17 protein-coding genes are annotated in these 16,757 nt (G+C 72.4%); 7 read left to right on the forward strand and 10 right to left on the reverse strand.

The annotated features are described in order from the left end of the window. Positions 1-33: 33 nt before the first annotated feature. The 5 genes from AB0E90_RS02465 (at position 34) to AB0E90_RS02485 (ending at position 4,146) form a co-directional block, all read left to right on the forward strand. Positions 34-582, forward strand: a complete 549-nt coding sequence (locus AB0E90_RS02465) for a DUF4956 domain-containing protein (RefSeq protein WP_360398150.1) — start codon at positions 34-36, stop codon at positions 580-582. After that, entirely contained in the window at positions 579-1,352 is a 774-nt protein-coding gene (locus AB0E90_RS02470; protein ID WP_360398152.1) for a VTC domain-containing protein, read from the forward strand. Before AB0E90_RS02465 ends, AB0E90_RS02470 begins: the two co-directional genes overlap by 4 nt. Continuing rightward, a complete protein-coding gene (locus AB0E90_RS02475) occupies positions 1,349-3,148 on the forward strand; it encodes a carbohydrate-binding domain-containing protein (protein WP_360398154.1) in 1,800 nt (599 codons plus the stop codon). Before AB0E90_RS02470 ends, AB0E90_RS02475 begins: the two co-directional genes overlap by 4 nt. Before the next feature lie 147 nt (positions 3,149-3,295). After that, positions 3,296-3,682, forward strand: a complete 387-nt coding sequence (locus AB0E90_RS02480; protein ID WP_360398156.1) for a hypothetical protein — start codon at positions 3,296-3,298, stop codon at positions 3,680-3,682. After that, complete coding sequence (locus tag AB0E90_RS02485; RefSeq protein ID WP_360398158.1) at positions 3,670-4,146, forward strand: cyclic nucleotide-binding domain-containing protein; 477 nt, start codon at positions 3,670-3,672, stop codon at positions 4,144-4,146. The genes AB0E90_RS02480 and AB0E90_RS02485 overlap by 13 nt, the downstream gene beginning before the upstream one ends. Here AB0E90_RS02485 and AB0E90_RS02490 read toward each other — a convergent pair whose 3' ends face one another. From AB0E90_RS02490 to AB0E90_RS02520, 7 genes are read right to left on the reverse strand one after another with little or no spacing between them, the layout of a single operon-like run. After that, the gene (locus tag AB0E90_RS02490; RefSeq protein ID WP_360398160.1) at positions 4,147-5,088 is read right to left on the reverse strand and encodes an inositol-3-phosphate synthase; all 942 of its coding nucleotides are present in this window, start codon (positions 5,086-5,088) and stop codon (positions 4,147-4,149) included. It lies immediately after the preceding gene. Continuing rightward, complete coding sequence (locus tag AB0E90_RS02495; protein WP_360398162.1) at positions 5,085-5,312, reverse strand: hypothetical protein; 228 nt, start codon at positions 5,310-5,312, stop codon at positions 5,085-5,087. The genes AB0E90_RS02490 and AB0E90_RS02495 overlap by 4 nt, the downstream gene beginning before the upstream one ends. Then, on the reverse strand, positions 5,309-6,463 hold the full coding sequence (locus AB0E90_RS02500; RefSeq protein ID WP_360398164.1) for a winged helix DNA-binding domain-containing protein: 1,155 nt from the start codon (positions 6,461-6,463) through the stop codon (positions 5,309-5,311). Before AB0E90_RS02500 ends, AB0E90_RS02495 begins: the two co-directional genes overlap by 4 nt. 20 nt (positions 6,464-6,483) lie before the next feature. Then, entirely contained in the window at positions 6,484-8,235 is a 1,752-nt protein-coding gene (locus tag AB0E90_RS02505) for an ABC transporter ATP-binding protein (protein ID WP_360398166.1), read from the reverse strand. Beyond that, complete coding sequence (locus AB0E90_RS02510) at positions 8,232-9,968, reverse strand: ABC transporter ATP-binding protein (RefSeq protein ID WP_360398168.1); 1,737 nt, start codon at positions 9,966-9,968, stop codon at positions 8,232-8,234. The genes AB0E90_RS02505 and AB0E90_RS02510 overlap by 4 nt, the downstream gene beginning before the upstream one ends. A 34-nt stretch (positions 9,969-10,002) precedes the next feature. After that, positions 10,003-11,229: an MFS transporter gene (locus AB0E90_RS02515; protein WP_360398170.1), complete on the reverse strand. Its 1,227-nt coding sequence runs from the start codon at positions 11,227-11,229 to the stop codon at positions 10,003-10,005. After that, positions 11,222-11,776, reverse strand: a complete 555-nt coding sequence (locus AB0E90_RS02520) for a helix-turn-helix domain-containing protein (protein ID WP_360398172.1) — start codon at positions 11,774-11,776, stop codon at positions 11,222-11,224. The genes AB0E90_RS02515 and AB0E90_RS02520 overlap by 8 nt, the downstream gene beginning before the upstream one ends. A gap of 105 nt (positions 11,777-11,881) precedes the next feature. On the opposite strand from AB0E90_RS02520, the gene AB0E90_RS02525 reads away from it, so the two are divergent. Next, a complete protein-coding gene (locus tag AB0E90_RS02525) occupies positions 11,882-13,261 on the forward strand; it encodes a nucleobase:cation symporter-2 family protein (protein ID WP_360398174.1) in 1,380 nt (459 codons plus the stop codon). 4 nt (positions 13,262-13,265) lie between these two features. On the opposite strand, the gene AB0E90_RS02530 is transcribed toward AB0E90_RS02525, so the two are convergent. Genes AB0E90_RS02530 through AB0E90_RS02540 form a run of 3 tightly spaced genes read right to left on the reverse strand, consistent with a single transcriptional unit; the run spans position 13,266 to position 15,879 of the window. Then, a complete protein-coding gene (locus AB0E90_RS02530; RefSeq protein WP_360398176.1) occupies positions 13,266-13,925 on the reverse strand; it encodes a response regulator transcription factor in 660 nt (219 codons plus the stop codon). After that, positions 13,922-15,055, reverse strand: coding sequence for a histidine kinase (locus tag AB0E90_RS02535; RefSeq protein ID WP_360398178.1), 1,134 nt, complete (start codon positions 15,053-15,055; stop codon positions 13,922-13,924). Before AB0E90_RS02535 ends, AB0E90_RS02530 begins: the two co-directional genes overlap by 4 nt. Then, a complete protein-coding gene (locus tag AB0E90_RS02540) occupies positions 15,052-15,879 on the reverse strand; it encodes a type II CAAX endopeptidase family protein (RefSeq protein ID WP_360398180.1) in 828 nt (275 codons plus the stop codon). The genes AB0E90_RS02535 and AB0E90_RS02540 overlap by 4 nt, the downstream gene beginning before the upstream one ends. Before the next feature lie 135 nt (positions 15,880-16,014). Between AB0E90_RS02540 and AB0E90_RS02545 the strand changes: the two genes are divergently transcribed. After that, positions 16,015-16,725 (forward strand): hypothetical protein, encoded by a 711-nt coding sequence (locus AB0E90_RS02545; RefSeq protein ID WP_360398182.1) that lies wholly within the window; start codon positions 16,015-16,017, stop codon positions 16,723-16,725. Positions 16,726-16,757 lie beyond the last annotated feature (32 nt).

Below are 16,757 nucleotides of genomic sequence, written 5' to 3' on the forward strand. Positions count from 1 at the left end.
CTGGTTCACAGGGGCCCCAGGCGTAATGGGGCAGTGGATCAATTCCTTGCCGTGGTGGTCGACATCGCCGCCATCTCGCTGTTGACGTTCGGTGTCTTCTTTCCCCGGCATCACCGGCGTGACCTGGTCACTGCGTTTCTCGGCGTCAACATCGGGGTCCTCGCGACGTCGATGGTGCTGGGTTCGTCGACGGTCGGCGCCGGGCTCGGGCTCGGCCTGTTCGGCGTGCTGTCGATCATCCGGTTGCGGTCGAGCGAGATCGCCCAGCACGAGGTGGCGTACTACTTCGCGTCGCTCGCGCTCGGCCTGCTGGCCGGCCTCGGCGCTGACGTGAACCCGCTGATCGCCGGGCTGATGGTTCTGATCATCGCGACGCTCTGGGTGGGCGACCACCCGCGGCTGTTCCACCGCTACCGGCAGCGGACGGTCACGCTCGACCGCGCCCACACCGACGACGACAAACTGCGCGAGGACCTGGAGTCGCTGCTCAAGGGCCGGATCGTGAACCTCTCGGTGCGCAGCGTCGACCTGGTCAACGACACCACGGTGGTCGACGTCCGCTACGTCACGGCGACCGCATGATCACCACGGAGCCGGTCGGCGACATCGCGAGCATCGGCCTCGACGAACTGGTCGAACGCGCCGAGCTGCTGACCCGTATCGACCGGAAGTATCTGCTGCCGGCCGCCGCGCTCCCGGCGATCCTGGCCGGGCTGCCGGGCGACGCGCGCGTCCTCGAGATCGACGGCGGCCGCACCTTCGCGTACCGGTCGCAATACTTCGACACACCCCGGCTGGACAGCTACCGGACCACCGCGCAGCGCCGCCGGCGCCGCTTCAAGCTGCGCATACGCAGCTATCTCGACAGCGATCTGCATTTGCTCGAGATCAAGACGCGGGGCACGCGAGGCGTGACGGTCAAGCAGCGATTTCCGTACGCCGGGGACGGCGTCACCCTGTCGGCCGAGATGCGGGCCCACGCCGTACGCGCGCTGGAAGCCGCCGGAGTCGCCCTGCGTGACCGGGAGTTCGAAGCCGTCCTGACCACCCGCTTCGAGCGCATCACCCTGTTGCTGCCGTCGACCGGCAGCCGGGCGACCATCGACCGCGACCTCACCTGGACGCTGCCGTCCGGCGCCACCCTGTCGCTGCCGGACCGGATGATCGTCGAGACCAAGTCGCCGCACGGCGCGTCCCAGCTCGACCGGCTGCTCTGGTCGCGGTCGCATCGGCCCTGCGCGATCTCCAAGTACGCCACCGGGATGGCCGCGCTGCGCCCCGAACTGCCGGACAACCGGTGGCACCGCATCCTGCGCCGGCACTTCGTCCCGACGGAAGCGAGTCGACCATGAGACTTGGCAGGCGGCTGCACGCCGCGATCTTCTCGGCCGCGCTGGCCGCGGCCGCCCTGGCCGGCTGTTCCTCCTCGTCCTCGTCCTCCTCGGCGGACTCGGCGGACTCGGCGACGAGCACGACCGTCGCCGTGCAGAGTGCGAAGGACGTGCTCGCCGCCGACAAGACCGTCCATTCCGCGGCCGCCACCGACAGCAGCACCGCAGTCGCCATCACGCTGTCCGGCAGCTCCGCCACGTCGTCGGGCGCCGGCGTGCAGGTCGACGGCTCGACCGTGACCATCTCGGCGGCCGGCACCTACCGCATCTCGGGCACGCTGACCGGGCAGATCGTCGTCGACGCCAAGGACGCCACGGTGGTGCTGATCCTCGACGGCGCCCACATCACCAGCTCCACCACCGCCGCGATCGCCGCCACCGCGGCCGACCAGCTCGACGTCGTGCTCGCCGACGGCAGCACCAACACCCTCACCGACGCCACCTCGTACGCGGAGGACGCCGACGTCAACGCGGCCCTGTTCAGCGCGGGCGACCTGACCGTCACCGGCGGCGGCGCGCTCACCGTCAACGGCCGCGGCAACGACGCGATCACCTCGAAGGACGGCCTGCTCATCACCGCCGGCACGATCACCGTGGTGGCCAAGGACGACGGCATCCGCGGCAAGGACTATCTGGTGATCAGCGGGGGCACGGTCACCGTCGCGGCCGGTGGCGACGGGCTGAAGGCCGACAACGCCGACAACGCCGACGACGCCGACGAGGGGTTCATCGCCATCTCCGGTGGCACCGTCACCGTCACCTCCGGCGGGGACGGCGCGGACGCCGCCAGCGACCTGGTGCTGACCGGCGGGACGGTCCAGGTGACCGCGGGCGGCGGCAGCGCGGCCGGGAAGCCGGCCGGCGACACGTCCGCCAAGGGCCTCAAGTCCGGGGTGATCACCGTCCTCGAGGGCGGGACGGCCACCGTGGACGCCGCCGACGACGCATTGCACAGCAACGGCGTGGTGCGGCTGAGCGGGGCCACCGTGACCGCGGCGAGCGGCGACGACGGCGTGCATGCCGACCAGACCCTGCAGATCGACAGCGGCAAGCTCACCGTGACGAAGTCGGACGAAGGCATCGAGTCGGCGAACATCCTGGTCAAGGGCGGCATCACCGCGATCACCTCGAGCGACGACGGCCTCAACGCGTCCGGTGACTCGGCCGACTCCGGCGACCAGGGCGGTGGCCCGGGCGGCGGTCCCGGCGGCGGTGAGGAGGTCGGTGACTTCACGGCCGTGATCAGTGGCGGGACGCTGATCATCAACGCCGAGGGCGACGGTCTCGACTCGAACGGGACGGCCACGATCACCGGCGGGACCGTCGTGGTGAACGGGCCGACGCAGGGTGGCAACGGCGCGCTCGACGTCAACGGCACGTTCACCATCAGCGGCGGCGTGCTCGTCGCGGCCGGCTCGTCGGGCATGGCGGTCGCGCCCGGCACCGACTCGGCTCAGGGCTGGCTGTCGGCCACCCTCGGCTCCACCGTTGCGGCCGGCACCACCCTGCAGGTCACCGATTCCAGCGGCAAACTGCTCGCCACGTTCGTGACCAGCAAGGACATGCAGAACATCGTCTACTCGTCGGCGCAGATCACGTCGGGCTCGACGTACTCGGTCTACTCCGGCGGCACCGCCTCGGGCAGCAGCACCGGCGGCCTCGCCGCGTCCGGAAGCCTCGGCAAGGCGACGAAGCTGGCGACCGTGACGGCCGGGGACGCGCCGGCCGGCGGCGGCTTCGGCCGAGGCGGCCGCTGAGTCTTTCGGCCCTACTGACCAACCCCCGTCTGGCCTGATCATCGAAGGGAGCCCGGCAACGGGCCGGGGCGATCTCGCAAGGAGGGGCCTGATGCAGGACAGGCTTTGGGCGCGCTTGCGCCGCATTCGTCGCCGCCCCTCACGGCGATGACGGCGCGCGGTGCGGTGACCGCGGGGATCCTCTCGTTCCTCGGGGTCACCGCCCTGGGCGGCGGGGTGGCGATCCTGGTGGGCGCCACCCCACCGTCGTCCTGGCTCGACGACGTGCCGCTGATCCACGGATGGACGATCCCCGGCCTGGTCCTGACCGCCGGCTTCGGCCTCGGTTCGCTGCTGGTGGCCGTCGCCGTGCTGCGCCGCGTCCGGTGGTCGCGCGCCGCCGTCCTGCTCGACGGCCTCGCCCTCGTGGTGTGGATCGCCCTCGAGGTCGCGTACCTCCCGAACACGTCCTGGCTGCAGGTGATCTACGCGGCGGCCGGGGTCGCTCTGCTGCTTCTGGCCGCAACCCCAAGGAGAGTGCCATGCCGTCGCTGAGTGTCTTCGACCTGCTGGCCGTGCACGACTTCGTCGCCGACCTGCCGGGTGAGTGGATCACCCGGCTCGCCGCGACCGGCCACCCGGTCTACTACGGGACCGGGCACCGGCTGTTCCGCGAGGACGGCGCCGCCGACAAGTTCTGGCTGCTGCACACCGGCGTCGTGGCGATCGACTTCTACGTGCCGGGCCGCGGCGACATCGTCATCGAGCGCGTCGGCCCCCGCACGCTGATCGGCTGGTCCTGGCTGAACGTCCCCTACCGCTGGCAGTTCGGCGCGGTCGTCGCCGAGGACGTGCGCGCGGTCGAGTTCGACGCGGCCGCGGTGCGGGGCCTGATCGACGAGGACCCGGAGTTGGGCCGCGAGCTGACCACCCGCATCCTCAAGGTGACCGCCGAGCGCCTGCAGGCGTCCCGCCACCGCCTGGTCGAGCTCTACGCCTACCCCGCCGTGTCCGGTTGATCAGACCGCGGTTCCGGGCGGCGACTTCAGGTGGGCCGCCGCCTCGGGCGGGTAGCCGCCGTGGCCGGCGCGCCGGGCGGCGGCGGCCAGGCGGATGAGGTCGATGTTCACGCCGGCGGCGCCGCTCGGGTCGTGCACCTGAAGCCGGACGTCCAGGCTGATCGCCGTCTCGCCCCAGCCCTGCGCCTCGACGTTGAGGTGGGTGATCTTCTGCGATTTCAGGTGCGGCATGTAGGCGAGCGGCGCCAGCTGCACCTGGCCGGAGCCGAGGGCGTTCAGCTTGGACTGTTTCTTGCTGTCCGGGTTCTCGACCAGGTTGCGGAAGTCCTCGGTGCCGCCCAGGTTGACCTGGTAGGAGCTGACCAGGGTGAGCCCGCGCTCCGCGAGCAGCCGCAGCAGCGCGCGGTGCAGCACCGAGGCGCCGAACTGGCTGGCCAGGTCGTCGCCGATCAGCGGCAGGCCGGCCCGCTCGAACCGGTCGAGCAGCGACGGGTCCCGGGCGACCGGGTCGGCGGTGGTGTTGACGAAGGCGACGCCCGCCCGCAGCGCCACCTCCGCGTACGCCCGGGCGGTCTCCGGCCGGCCGCTCGGCGCCGAGTAGAGCAGCACCTCGGCGCCGTTCAGCGCCTCGGCCACCCGCGCGATCCCGGCCGGGTCCACGAGGCCGCGCTGCACGGTCACGCCCGACGGGGGCAGCTCGACGTCGAGGCGGGGGAAGTTGTTGGGCGGCGCGAGGATCGCCTGGTGCAGGTCGCTGCCGACCTTGCCGTCGGACCGGGCGAAGGCCGCGACGACGTCGATGTCGCCGACGCCCAGCCCGGCCACCTGCGGCTGGTGGATGCCGACGAGGCTGCCGCTGCTGCGGTAGAAGGCGATGCCCTGCACCAGCGCCGACGTGTTGTTGCCGACCCCGACGACGGCGACCTTCGCGTTTTCGATCACCGCGTGAGGCTATCGAGCCGGACGTGCAGCCGTGGTAGCGCGCGGCCGGCAATGGCCGTCGATGCCACCGTGGTGCGCCGCGCGCGGATGTCGTCCGGGCTCAGCGTCAGGTCGGCCCGGCACGCGTCGAGGAACCCCTCGTCGTACCCCCAATGGGCCTTGGATCGCCGGGCCAGCTCGCTCAGCGCCGCCGCCTCGCCGGGGCGGGCCGGCCGGATGGTCACGGCGTAGACCGCATTGCGGGTGACGCGTACAGGCTGGGGATCCGGAAGCCGGCCAGCCAGGCCGTCAGTCGCGACGCCTCGGTGTCGAGCGCCGTGCGCTCGGCCGCCGAGACCTTCTCCAGCAGGCGCAGCTCGACGACGCCGGCGGTGTCCTGCACCCAGCAGCCGACCACCCGGCCGTTGACCCAGGCGGTGGTGCCGGCGTTGCCGGTGCGGTCGAAGAGGGGGTCGCGGTGCGGGCCGAGGTAGAAGTCGCGGCCCTGCCAGCCCATCACCGTCGGGTCGAGGATCGGCAGCAGCGCCGCCCACGGGCCGGGGTCGGGCGCCTCGTCGGTGTCGCCGGGCAGCAGCCAGCCGGTGGCGCCGCCGTCCAGGCTGACCGGCACCGCGTCGAGCGAGGCCAGCGCGGCCCGCACCACCGCCTTGGTGGAGCCGAGCCACCAGACCAGGTCGTCCTCGGTGCCGGGGCCGAAGGAGTGCAGCCAGCGGCGGATGATCTCGCGGTAGCCGGCGTCGGCGTCCAGCCACGGCGGGACCTCGCCGAGCCAGTCGCGCATCAGCGTCCAGCGTGGCCGGGAGATGTGCCAGCCGCCGGTGTTCGCGCCGCGGACGAGGTCGGCGGTCAGCCCCAGGTGGGTGAGCACCCGGGAGGCGCCCCAGGCGTTGCCGGCCGAGACCGCCACCTTGATGTCGAGCATCGGGATCGCCTTGCGGATGTCGGCGGCGATCCGGCCCTGCGGGGCATCGGCCAGCACGTCGAGCACCTCGGCCCGGGCCCGGTCGAGGAAGTCGTCGCCGAGCTCGGCCTTGACCGCGTCCTTCGCCATCCGGGCCCGCTCGGTGCCGGCCACCCGGGCAGACGCGCTCGGCCACACCGCCGGCAGCAGCTCGCGCGGGAAGACGAACAGGGTGCGGCGCATGGCCAGCTGTTTCACCAGGGTGCGGTCGTCGTAGAGGGCGCGGTCGACGTCGGCCGGCTTGATCTGGTCGGCCCGCGCCCAGCAGGACAGATAGACGGTGGCCGGCTCGGTCGCGTGCAGCACGGTCATCGCGCGGGTGGCCGCCTCCGGCGAGTCGACCCGGGCGGCCGGCGCCAGCGCGTGCCGGACGGCGAGCCGCGCGCGGCGTTCATCATCGGTCACATGCCGCATCGCGTCATGCTGTCACACGGTCAGCGGTAGGCGCGTTCCTGCAGCCGGTACAGCTCGGCGTAGGCGCCGGCCGCGGCCATCAACTCCTCGTGGCTGCCCTGTTCGCGGACGCGGCCGTCGTCGAGCACCACGATGTGGTCGGCCATCCGGACGGTGGTGAAGCGGTGCGAGACCAGGACGGTGACCGCGCCGGCCCGGCGGGCGCTGTGGGCCTGGGCGACGAACAGCTGGAACAGCTCGTGCTCGGCCAGCGGGTCGAGGGCGGCGGTCGGCTCGTCGAGCACCACGCACAGCGGGGTCTCGCGCATCAGCGAGCGGGCCAGGGCGAGGCGCTGCCATTGGCCCAGGGACGGCTCGACGCCGCCGAAGGGGGCGCCCAGCTGGCTCTCCAGACCGTCGAAGGCGGGTGCGCCGGCCCGCGCGATCGCCGCCTCGATGACCGGCTTCGCCCTGATGTATCGGACATTTCCAATGCCGACGGTCTCCCTCAACCGCAACCGTAAGCGGGCAAAATCCTGGTGCACCCCGGACAGCCGGGCATTCCAGCCGACCGCCGACAGCGACGCCAGCGGAGTCCCGTCGACCGTCAGAGAGCCGGCCGACGGCTCGTACAGACCGGTGAGCAGCTTGATCAGAGTGGATTTGCCGGCGCCGTTGGCTCCGACGATCGCCACTGTCTTCCCGGCCGGAAGCTCCAGATGAACGTCATGCAGCGTGTCCGACGAGGCGCCCGGATAGCGGAACCGGACCCCGCTCAGAGTGATCCCGCCGGCCAGCACCGGCGGCGGCGCAAGGCCGGAACTGCCGGCCGGATAACGTCGCAGCCACCAGTAGTGGGACACGGCCTGGCCGGCCTCGGCCGCCGTGGTCAGGCTCTGCAGCACCACCCGGAGCTGGCTCTGCAGCTGGGTGGCGAGCGAGACGACCAGCACGGCCGCGCCGACGGTGGTGCGGCCGTCGCGGATCAGGCCGGCTACGACGATCATCGCGCCGGCGAAGCCCGCCGCGTACAGGATCCAGGCCGTGCTCTGCCAGGCGGCGCCGCGCAGCCGCGCGCTCGTCTCACGCACCGCGGCGGTCTCCCAGAGATCGCGGGCCCGCCGGTCGAGCGCCGCTCCCCCGTCGGCGAGCATGACCTCCTTGGCCGGCTCGGGCTCGACGCACAGCGCGTGCAGCCGTTCCTCATGCCGCAGCAGCTCGGTGTTCGCGTCGCGGGAGTCGCGCAGCAGCCGGTCGGCGCGCCGGTTGGCCAGCAGCAGCGGCACGCCCAGCACGGCGAGCAGGCTCAGCGCCGGGCTGATCGAGGCGAGCAGCCCGACGGTCACGGCGAGCCCGAGCACGGCCACCACCGAGTCGAGCGCCGACCACGGCATCGCGGACAGGGCCTGCGAGCTGTTGAAGATCCGGTTCCAGCGGTCGATGTAGGGGGCGTGCTCGAGGTGGGTGATGGTCGGGATCGACGACACCAGCCGCTGGATCTGTTCGCTGAGCCGGCCGCGGACGCGGCCCACGAGGTAGAGCAGCAGATTGCCGCGCACCCGGCCGGTCACACTGCTTGTCGCGTACGCCATGGCGCCGAGCACGACCGCGGCGGCCACGCCCCCGGCGGCTCCACCGGCGCTGTCGTCGACGAGTTTGCGCTGGCTCAGGCCCATGGCCGCGATGACGCCGGCCTCACCGACGATGAGCAGCGCGAGGATGACCGCCGACCGCCGGCCCTCGCGCAGGGTGAGCCGGCTGATGTGGGTGAGCAGCCGCCACCAGTCCCTCACCGGAATGCCTCCGCCTGGGTGTGGAAGAACCGCGCGTAGCGCCCGCCGAGCGCGAGCAGCTCGTCGTGCGTGCCGTCCTCGGCGACCCGGCCGTCGTGCAGGAGCAGGATGCGGTCGGCGGAGCGGACGGTCGACAGCCGGTGCGAGATGAGCAGGGTGGTGGTGTCGCGCACCTGCGAGATGACCTGTTCGTGGAACTCGGCCTCGGCCCGGACGTCGAGGTTGGCGGTCGGCTCGTCGAGGATCAGCAGCCGCCGGCCGGCGTCGACCGCGTAGAGCGCCCGGGCCAGGGCCACCCGCTGCCACTGCCCGCCGGACAGGTCGGTGCCGCCGTCGCCCTCGCGCCAGAGCAGGGTGTCGAGCTCGGCGGGCAGCCCGTCGGCTCCGGCCTTGCGCAGCGCCTCCCGCACCGCGTCGTCGCTGTCGTTGCCCGGGGCCGCGGCGGTGACGTTGTCGCGCAGGCTGGCCGGGTAGTGCACGAAGTCCTGGAACAGCACGGTGACGGCCGGCCGCTGCTCGTGCGGCTCGGCGCCGTCCACCGTGATGCGGCCGGAGCTCGGCCGGTAGAGCCCGGCGAGCAGTTTGACCAGGGTGGTCTTGCCCGCGCCGTTCTCCCCCACGATCGCGACGATCTGCCCCGGCCGCAGGGTCACGTCGAGGCCGTCGATCACCGGCTTCGCCGAGCCCGGGTAGGAGAAGACGACCTCGTCGAAGGTCACGGCGGGCGGCCCGAGCGCGCCGGGGGCGCTGGTGCGATTCGCGTCGCCGTGTGCCGTGGTCAGCTCGTCGGCGGCGGCGATGCCGCGCAGGCCGTACTCGATGTCGAAGGCCTCCATACCCATCGCGCTGATCGCGAGCACGCCGAGCCCGGCGAGCACGATCGTGATGAGCCGGCCGGCCTCGAGCCGCCCGTCCACGACGGCGGCGGCCGGAAACCCCATCGTCGCGGCCGCCGCGACCAGCAGAACCGCGGCGACCCACCACTGTCCGCGCAGGACGCCGACGAGCTCCCGCCAGACCGGCCCCCAGGTGCGGGCGTTCGCGGCCCGGAACCGGTTGCCGAACCAGTGGCCGAGCCCGTAGAGACGAACGTCCTTGGCGGCGCCGATCACCGACTGGGAGGCCACGTAGAACTCGTAGCGCTGTCCGGCGGTGTCGGCGTCGAGCTTGTCGATGATCTTCAGCCACTGGCGGCGCATGATCACCCGCAGCGCGAGCGCGGTGGCCAGCAGCCCGATGGCCAGCGCGACGGAGTAGGACGCGACCACCGCGGCGGCGGCGATCGCGCTGAGCATGCGGACCATGAGCTCGAACTGGCCGGCGGCGGCGCTGCCGGCCGAGCGGTCCCGGGCGAGGCCCATGCCGTTGTCGACCGCCCGGGAGACACGGTCCTGGAAGTCGCCGCTCTCCAGGGTGGCCAGGCCGGGCAGGCCGGTGGCGATGGCCCGCATCCGGCCGCGCAGGTCGCCGTCGATGCGGCGGACCAGCAGGTTGCGCACCGGGATGATCAGCAGCCAGGCGATCTGGTCGAGGAGGAAGAGCCCGGCCACCGCGGCGGCGGCCACGGTTTGCCCGCCGCCCTGCGTGAACAACGTGGTGGTCAGCCGGCCGACCGCGACGGCCAGGCCGGCCGGCAGCACGGCCCGGATCAGCTGGAGCGCGACGAGGGCAGCGAGCAGGCCCCGGCCACCGCGCGGCAGCAGGCGCAACAGACGCAGGCGATCGGTGAACATCGAGCCCCCCGTAGGTCGAGTCGCATCGATGTTACTAAGTGGAATCGGCGGCCGGGAGTTCGTGCATGGTCCGCACCGGGGAGAAGATCACCCAAACGACCCCGAGCAGGGCGCCGACGGTGGCGATCCACAGCGCCGGGCGTACGCCCAAAGCAGCGCCCAGCGTGCCGCCCAGCATCGCGCCGATGGGCCGGATGCCGTAGTTGACCGTGCGCTGGAAGCCGGCGACGGCGGCCAGCCGGCCGGCCGGGGTCGCCGCGGTCTGCAGCGAGCCGGCCGTGATGTCCAGCAGCATGACGCCGAGGGCGGAGCCGAACTCGGCCGCGAACAGCAGCGCCAGCACGACGGACCGGGGGCCGCCGGCGAGCGGCACGAGGATCAGCGGCGCCGGGAAGACGACCAGGCCGAGGATGAGCGCCCGGCCGATGCCGAGGCGGCGGCTGACCGGCCCGGCGACGGTGGCGCCGAGCAGTCCGCCGACCGCGCCGAGCCCGACGATGACGCCGAGTGTCCCCGGCCGCACGTGCAGCTCGGTCGTCACGAACAGCACGAACAGCGCGGCGAACAGGTAGTTGAACAGGTTGAGCGTGGTGGTGCCGAGCAGGATCGCCCGCAGCACCGGGTGCCCGAGCACGAACCGCATGCCGTTGCGCTGGTGCGGCTCGGCCCGCACCGGGCGCTCGGTGATCGGCATGCGCTTCAGCAGCAGCGCCGACGCCAGGAACGTGACCGCGTCGGCGAGCAGCGCGAACGGCGCGGTGAAGACCTGCACGAGCAGGCCGCCGGCGCTGGGGCCGGCCACGTACGACATGGCCCGGCTGCCGTTGATCAGGCTGTTCGCGGCGAGGTAGTCGGGGCGGTCGACGAGGCTCGCGAACAGGCTGCTGTGCGCCACCTCGAACACCACCGACAGGGTGCCGGCCCCGAACGCCACCGCGTAGAGGACGTGCAGGGTGAGGCCGCCGGTCAGCCAGAGCGCCGGGACGATCAGCAGCAGCGCGGCCCGGCCCAGGTCGGCGAGGATCATCAGGCGGCGCTTGTGCGCGCAGCGGTCCACCCAGGCGCCGGCCGGCACCGAGAAGAACAGGTTGGGCAGCAGGGCCGCCGCGGTGAGGTAGCCCATCTGCTTCGGGCCGGCGCCGACGGCGAGGACGGCGAGCAGGGGCATGGCCAGCGCGGTCACCTGGTCGCCGAAGAGCGAGACGGTCTGCGCCGACCAGTAGCGCCGGAACGCGGGCCGTCGCAGCAGGGTGTCAGTCATGGCCGCCTCGCGGCAGCGCCAGGTGGATCAGGTGGACCGGCCGGGTGCCGGCGGCCCGCTCGCGATCGGTGTAGCGGGCGAGCAGGTCGTCGATCTGGCCGGTGATCTCGCGCAGCTCGCCGGCGGTGACGTGGATCAGCGCGTCGTTGAACCCGGCCGCCGCGCGCCACTCGACCGGCTCGTCGCCGCGGACGGCGAGGTATTCCTGGGCCCGCTCGACGTACTGCCCCAGCACCACGCTGGTGAGCTGGTCGGCGGCGGCCCGGATCGCCGGGTCGTCGGAGTCGTCGTCCCACGACGTGTACTGCGCGGTGGCCTGCCAGGGCCGCTCCCGCGCGTCGGCGCCGGGCGCCCGCTCGACCAGCCCGTACTTGGCGAGCTGGCGCAGGTGGAACGAGCAGTTGGGCACGTTGTCGCCGAGGCGGGCGGCGGCCTGGGTGGCGGTCATCGGCCCCTCGCCGCGCAGCAGGCCGATCAGCCGCATCCGCAGCGGGTGGGCATAGGCCCGCAGCGACCGGGCATCGCCGAGCTTAACTTCGTCACGCATACCCTAGAGAATGCTTTAGAAAGACTTCTCTAGCAACCACGAAGCGTTCATCTTTCGGTAACACGGCGTCGCCGGGACACAACAAACGGCACCGACAATCGACGGATGTCGACGACCGCGGAGAAACATCCCGTCGATCAGATGCTGCCGCTGGGCAGGCTGACGGTCCTCGGGTTCCAGCACGTTCTGGTCATGTACGCCGGGTGCGTCGCCGTCCCGCTGATCGTCGGCGGCGCGCTCGGCCTGGACGGCGCGACCATCGCCGTACTCGTCAATGCCGATCTGTTCGTGGCCGGTGTGATCACCATCGTGCAGAGCCTGGGGATCGGGAAGATCCTCGGTGTGCGGCTGCCGATCGTGGCCGGGGCGACGTTCACCGCGCTCAACCCGATGATCCTGATCGGGGCGAAGTACGGGATGCCCGCGGTCTACGGCGCGATCCTCTGCGCCGGCGTGTTCGGGCTGCTCATCGCCAAGCCGTTCTCGAAGATCATCCACCTGTTCCCGCCGCTGGTCACCGGCACCGTGATCACGATCATCGGGTTGTCGCTGATCGACGCGGGCGCCGGGCTGATCGCCGGCAACGACCCGGCGGCGCCCGGCTACGGCAATCTCGGGCACATCGCCCTCGCCGGGGCGATCATCCTGCTCATCGTGCTGATCAACCGGTTCGCGAAGGGTTTCCTGGTCTCCCTCGCCGTACTCATCGGACTGATCTTCGGCATTGTCGTCGCCTCGCTGATGGGGCTGGTCGACTTCGCCGGCGTCGGCGACTCGAGCTGGTTCGGGCTGGCCAAGCCGTTCTACTTCGGCGCGCCGAAGTTCGAGGCCGCGGCGATCATCTCGATGTGCGTGGTGATGCTGGTGATCTACGTCGAGTCGACCGCCGACATGGTGGCGGTGGCGGCGCTGGTCGACAAGGAGGTGTCCGAGAACGACATCGCCCGCGGCCTGGCCGCCGACGGCCTGTCCGGCATCCTGGCCGGCACGTTCAACTCGTTCCTGGACACCGCGTTCGCGCAGAACGTCGGCCTGGTGCAGGTGACCCGGGTGCGCAGCCGGTTCGTGGTCACCGCGGCCGGCGTCATCCTGGTGCTGCTCGGCCTGATCCCGAAGCTCGGCGCGATCATCGCGGCCGTCCCGGGGCCGGTGATCGGCGGGGCGGCGCTGGTCATGTTCGCCACCGTCACCGCGGTCGGCATCCGCAGCCTGCGCCGGGTCGACTTCGAGGGCAACCACAACCTGCTGATCGTGGCGGTGTCGCTGGGCGCGGGCATGGTGCCGGTGGTGGCGCCGTCGTTCTACGCCCGGATGCCGGACGAGCTGCAGATCATCTTCGGCAGCTCGATCACCACCACGGTCATCATCGTCTTCGTGCTGAACCTGCTGTTCAACGTGTGGGCCCCGCGCGACCCGGGCGAGGCCCCACCGGACCAATCCGCCACCCCGGACGGCGAACCGGCCGTCACAACCCGCGGCGACTGATCGGTCAGGTCACCAACCCGCGCCGGTAGGCGTAGACCACGGCCTGCACCCGGTCGCGCAGGTCGAGCTTCGTCAGGATCCGGGAGACGTAGGTCTTGACGGTCTCGTGGCTGATCACCAGCGCGGCGGCGATCTCGCTGTTGGAGCGGCCGTCGGCGATCAGGCGCAACACCTCGAGCTCGCGGGCGGTCAGCGGCACGTCGCCGGCCGGCCCGCCGGCGGGGCGGATCCGGGTGGCGTAGCGGCCGACGAGCTGGCGGGTGACCTCGGGGGCCAGCAGCGCGGCGCCGGCCGCGACGGTGCGAATGCCCTGCAGCAGTTGCGCCGGCGGGGCGTCCTTGAGCAGGAATCCACTGGCGCCGGCGCGCAGCGCCTCGTAGACGTACTCGTCCAGGTTGAAGGTCGTCACGACGAGGACCTTGACCGGGTCGGCGACGCCGGCGCCGGCCAGCAGGCGGGTTGCCTCGATGCCGTCGAGGATCGGCATCCGCACGTCCATCACGACCACGTCGGGCCGCAGCCGGCCGGCCAGCTCGACCGCGGCGCGCCCGTCGCCGCACCCGGCCACCACCTCGAGGTCGGGCTGGGCGTCGATGATGGTGGCGAAGCCGGTGCGGATCAGCGCCTGGTCGTCGCAGACCAGCACCCGGATCGGGGCGGTCATGCCGGGATCCGGGCGCGCACGACGAAGCCGCCGCCGGGCTGCTGGCCGGCGCTGAACTCGCCGCCGACGAGGTCGACGCGTTCGCGCAGGCCGTTGAGGCCGTGCCCACCGGACACCACGCCCGGCGACCTGACCCCGGCGTCGGTGGACACTTCCACGGCGATCTCCTTCGCGCTGCGCCGGATGTTAACGGCGGTTCGCCCGCCGTGGGCGTACTTAAGGGCGTTGGTCAGGGCTTCCTGCACCACCCGGTAAACCACCACTTCGGCGCTGCCGGTCGACACCGGGCCCCCTTCCTCCGTCATCTCCACCGGCTGTCCCGCCCGCCGCATCTGTTCGACGAGCTCGGCGAGGTCACCGCCGATGGGCGCCCGGGACGCGCCCGTGTCGGGGTTGAGCAGGTCGAGCAGGTGACGCAGGTCGGTCAGGGCGAGCCGGCCGGTGTCGGTGACCGCGGTGAGGGTCTGGTCGAGGCGTTCCGGGCTGGCGGTCAGGTACCGCGCCGACTCGGCCTGCACGACCATCGCGGTCACGTGGTGGGTGACGACGTCGTGCAGTTCGCGGGCGATCCGGGTGCGTTCGGCGATCCGGGTGGTCTCGGCGAGGTGCCGGCGGTGCTCGGCCTCGGCGGCCCGGGTCTGCCGCAACCACGCCCCCATCCCCCACGCCACCGCCATCAGCAGGTAGAACGTGGCGAACCCGGCGAACCCCTCGGTCGATCCCTGCCGGTCGAGGTCAACGGCCAGCGGCACGTATGCCACCGTGACCAGCACCATCGTGGCGAGCCGGTGCCGCGCGAGGTGGGCGCCCGCGCTGATCAGGGCGAAGGCCAGGGCGGTGCCGGCCGCGGTGTGGTAGCGCAGGATCTGATCGGCGGCGAACCCGGCGCCCACCAGCGCGAGGCTGGCGCCCGGCCACCGGCGGCGCCCGATCAGCGGGAGGCACTCGAGGGCGATCACCGCGAGGGTGAGCGCCCCGAACGGCCGGTCCGGCAGCTCGCCGACCTGGGTGCCGTGGCCCTTGAGCGGCGGCGCCAGCGCGGCGACGATCACGATCAGCGCGATCGGGAGGTCCCGGACCGTGACGTCCAGCCGGCGCCAGCGGTCCTGCACAGCGCGGACGTCGGTCACTGGGCGAGCGTAACGGCCGGAGTTGCGCCGGTGCGGCGCGGCATGATCAGGCCGCGCCGGCGGGCCAGCCACATGAACACCACCGTGACGATGACGCCGGCGAGCACCGAGTAGAGGCCGGCCTCCGGGCCGAAGGAGCCGCCGGTCAGCGCGGCCGGGCCGGACATCACGCCGTGCACGATGCCCTCGGGCGAGTTGTTGCCGGAGACCTCGGTGCCGAACAGGCCGGCCTCGGCGAAGTTCCAGCCGAAGTGCAGCCCGATCGGCACCCACAGGGTGCGGGTGGCGGCGTAGCAGGCGGCCAGCATCCCGCCGGCCTCGACCGCGACGGCGATCGCGCCCCACAGGCCGGCGTGCGGGTTGAACAGGTGCGACAGCCCGAACAGCAGGCCGGTCCCGCCGAGAGCCCACCAGGTGCCGAACCGGCCCTCGACGATCCGGAACAGCACGCCCCGGAAGATCAGCTCCTCGGTGACGGCGGCCGCGGCCATGAAGCCGACCAGCGCGACCGTGCCGCCGACCGACCCCCACCCGTCGATCCGGTAGCCGCCGAGCAGCGCGATGTTGGCGATGACCGCGGTGAACAGCGCGACGCCGATCAGCACCCCGCGGCCGAGGCCGCGGCGGGAGCCGGCGAGGGCCACTTCGTCCGGCTCGCGCTTCTCGGTGCGGCGCACGATCCAGGCGTACGCGGCGAGCGCCGCCACCGCCGTGCCGAGCCCGAGGATGAGGGTGAGGGGCGCGTTCCAGTGGACCAGGTTGACCAGCTGGCTGCCGGCGAACGCGATCACCGCGACGACGAGGAGCTGCTTTACCAGTCGCATGACGACTCCTTCGGGACCGCCGCGACCGGAGCGCCGCGGCTGCCCCGAACGCTATTTATCGATCTCGGAGAATTCGTCACCGTGCGGTGGACACTTCTGCGTAGCTCGCACGGGGGACAGACGTACGCTTCGCTGGTGGGACGGCGTGCGGAATATCAAGCCGAGCTGGCGGCGCTCGATCCGGCCGGCTGGCCGGGCTTCCTGGACGAGCGGTCCGGCCTGCCCGGTCCCCGCGCGAACCTCGAACTGGCGCAGGCCGTGGCCGACGCCGGCAACGCGCCGCTGTTCGACCGGCTGATCGCCACCGGCGACGAATACCTGACGCTCTGCGGCGTCGTCGGTCTCGGCCGGTTGCTGGCGGAAGATCCCGACAGCGCCCCGGTCGCCTTGGAGAAACGGCTGCGTGAGCACGCGTCCGACGACCGCTGGCGGGTGCGCGAGGCGGTCGCGATGGCCCTGCAGCGTCTCGGCGACGCCGACCCGTCCCGGCTGCGCGCCGTGGTCGCCGGCTGGTCCGGGTGGGAAGACCCGCTGGTGCTGCGCGCGGCGGTCGCCGCGATCTGCGAACCGCGGTTGCTGAAGGTCCGCGAGACGGCCGCCGCCGCCCTGGACGCGTGCGCCACCGCGACCGACCGGCTGGCCGCGATCCCGGCCGACCGGCGGCGCGACGACGACGTCCGCACGCTGCGCAAGGCGCTGGGTTACTGCTGGAGCGTGGCGGTCGCCGCCGATCCGGTGGCCGGTCTGCCGCAGTTCCGGGCGCTGTCCGCCGCCACCGACGCCGACATCGTCTGGATCGCCCGGGAGAACGCGAAGAAGACCCGCCTGGCGAAGCTGCTGCCCTGAGCCGGCTTCATGCGGCCGGCTTATGCGGCCGG

This window comes from Actinoplanes sp. NPDC026619 (assembly GCF_040638295.1).
GTDB lineage: Bacteria > Actinomycetota > Actinomycetes > Mycobacteriales > Micromonosporaceae > Actinoplanes.

Coding starts and splice junctions, on each gene's coding strand:
- AB0E90_RS02470 (WP_360398152.1), top strand. CDS start 579: ATGATCACCACGGAGCCGGTCGGCGACATCGCGAGCATCGGCCTCGAC.
- AB0E90_RS02475 (WP_360398154.1), top strand. CDS start 1,349: ATGAGACTTGGCAGGCGGCTGCACGCCGCGATCTTCTCGGCCGCGCTG.
- AB0E90_RS02480 (WP_360398156.1), top strand. CDS start 3,296: ATGACGGCGCGCGGTGCGGTGACCGCGGGGATCCTCTCGTTCCTCGGG.
- AB0E90_RS02485 (WP_360398158.1), top strand. CDS start 3,670: ATGCCGTCGCTGAGTGTCTTCGACCTGCTGGCCGTGCACGACTTCGTC.
- AB0E90_RS02500 (WP_360398164.1), bottom strand. CDS start 6,463: ATGCGGCATGTGACCGATGATGAACGCCGCGCGCGGCTCGCCGTCCGG.
- AB0E90_RS02510 (WP_360398168.1), bottom strand. CDS start 9,968: ATGTTCACCGATCGCCTGCGTCTGTTGCGCCTGCTGCCGCGCGGTGGC.
- AB0E90_RS02515 (WP_360398170.1), bottom strand. CDS start 11,229: ATGACTGACACCCTGCTGCGACGGCCCGCGTTCCGGCGCTACTGGTCG.
- AB0E90_RS02520 (WP_360398172.1), bottom strand. CDS start 11,776: ATGCGTGACGAAGTTAAGCTCGGCGATGCCCGGTCGCTGCGGGCCTAT.
- AB0E90_RS02525 (WP_360398174.1), top strand. CDS start 11,882: ATGTCGACGACCGCGGAGAAACATCCCGTCGATCAGATGCTGCCGCTG.
- AB0E90_RS02530 (WP_360398176.1), bottom strand. CDS start 13,925: ATGACCGCCCCGATCCGGGTGCTGGTCTGCGACGACCAGGCGCTGATC.
- AB0E90_RS02540 (WP_360398180.1), bottom strand. CDS start 15,879: ATGCGACTGGTAAAGCAGCTCCTCGTCGTCGCGGTGATCGCGTTCGCC.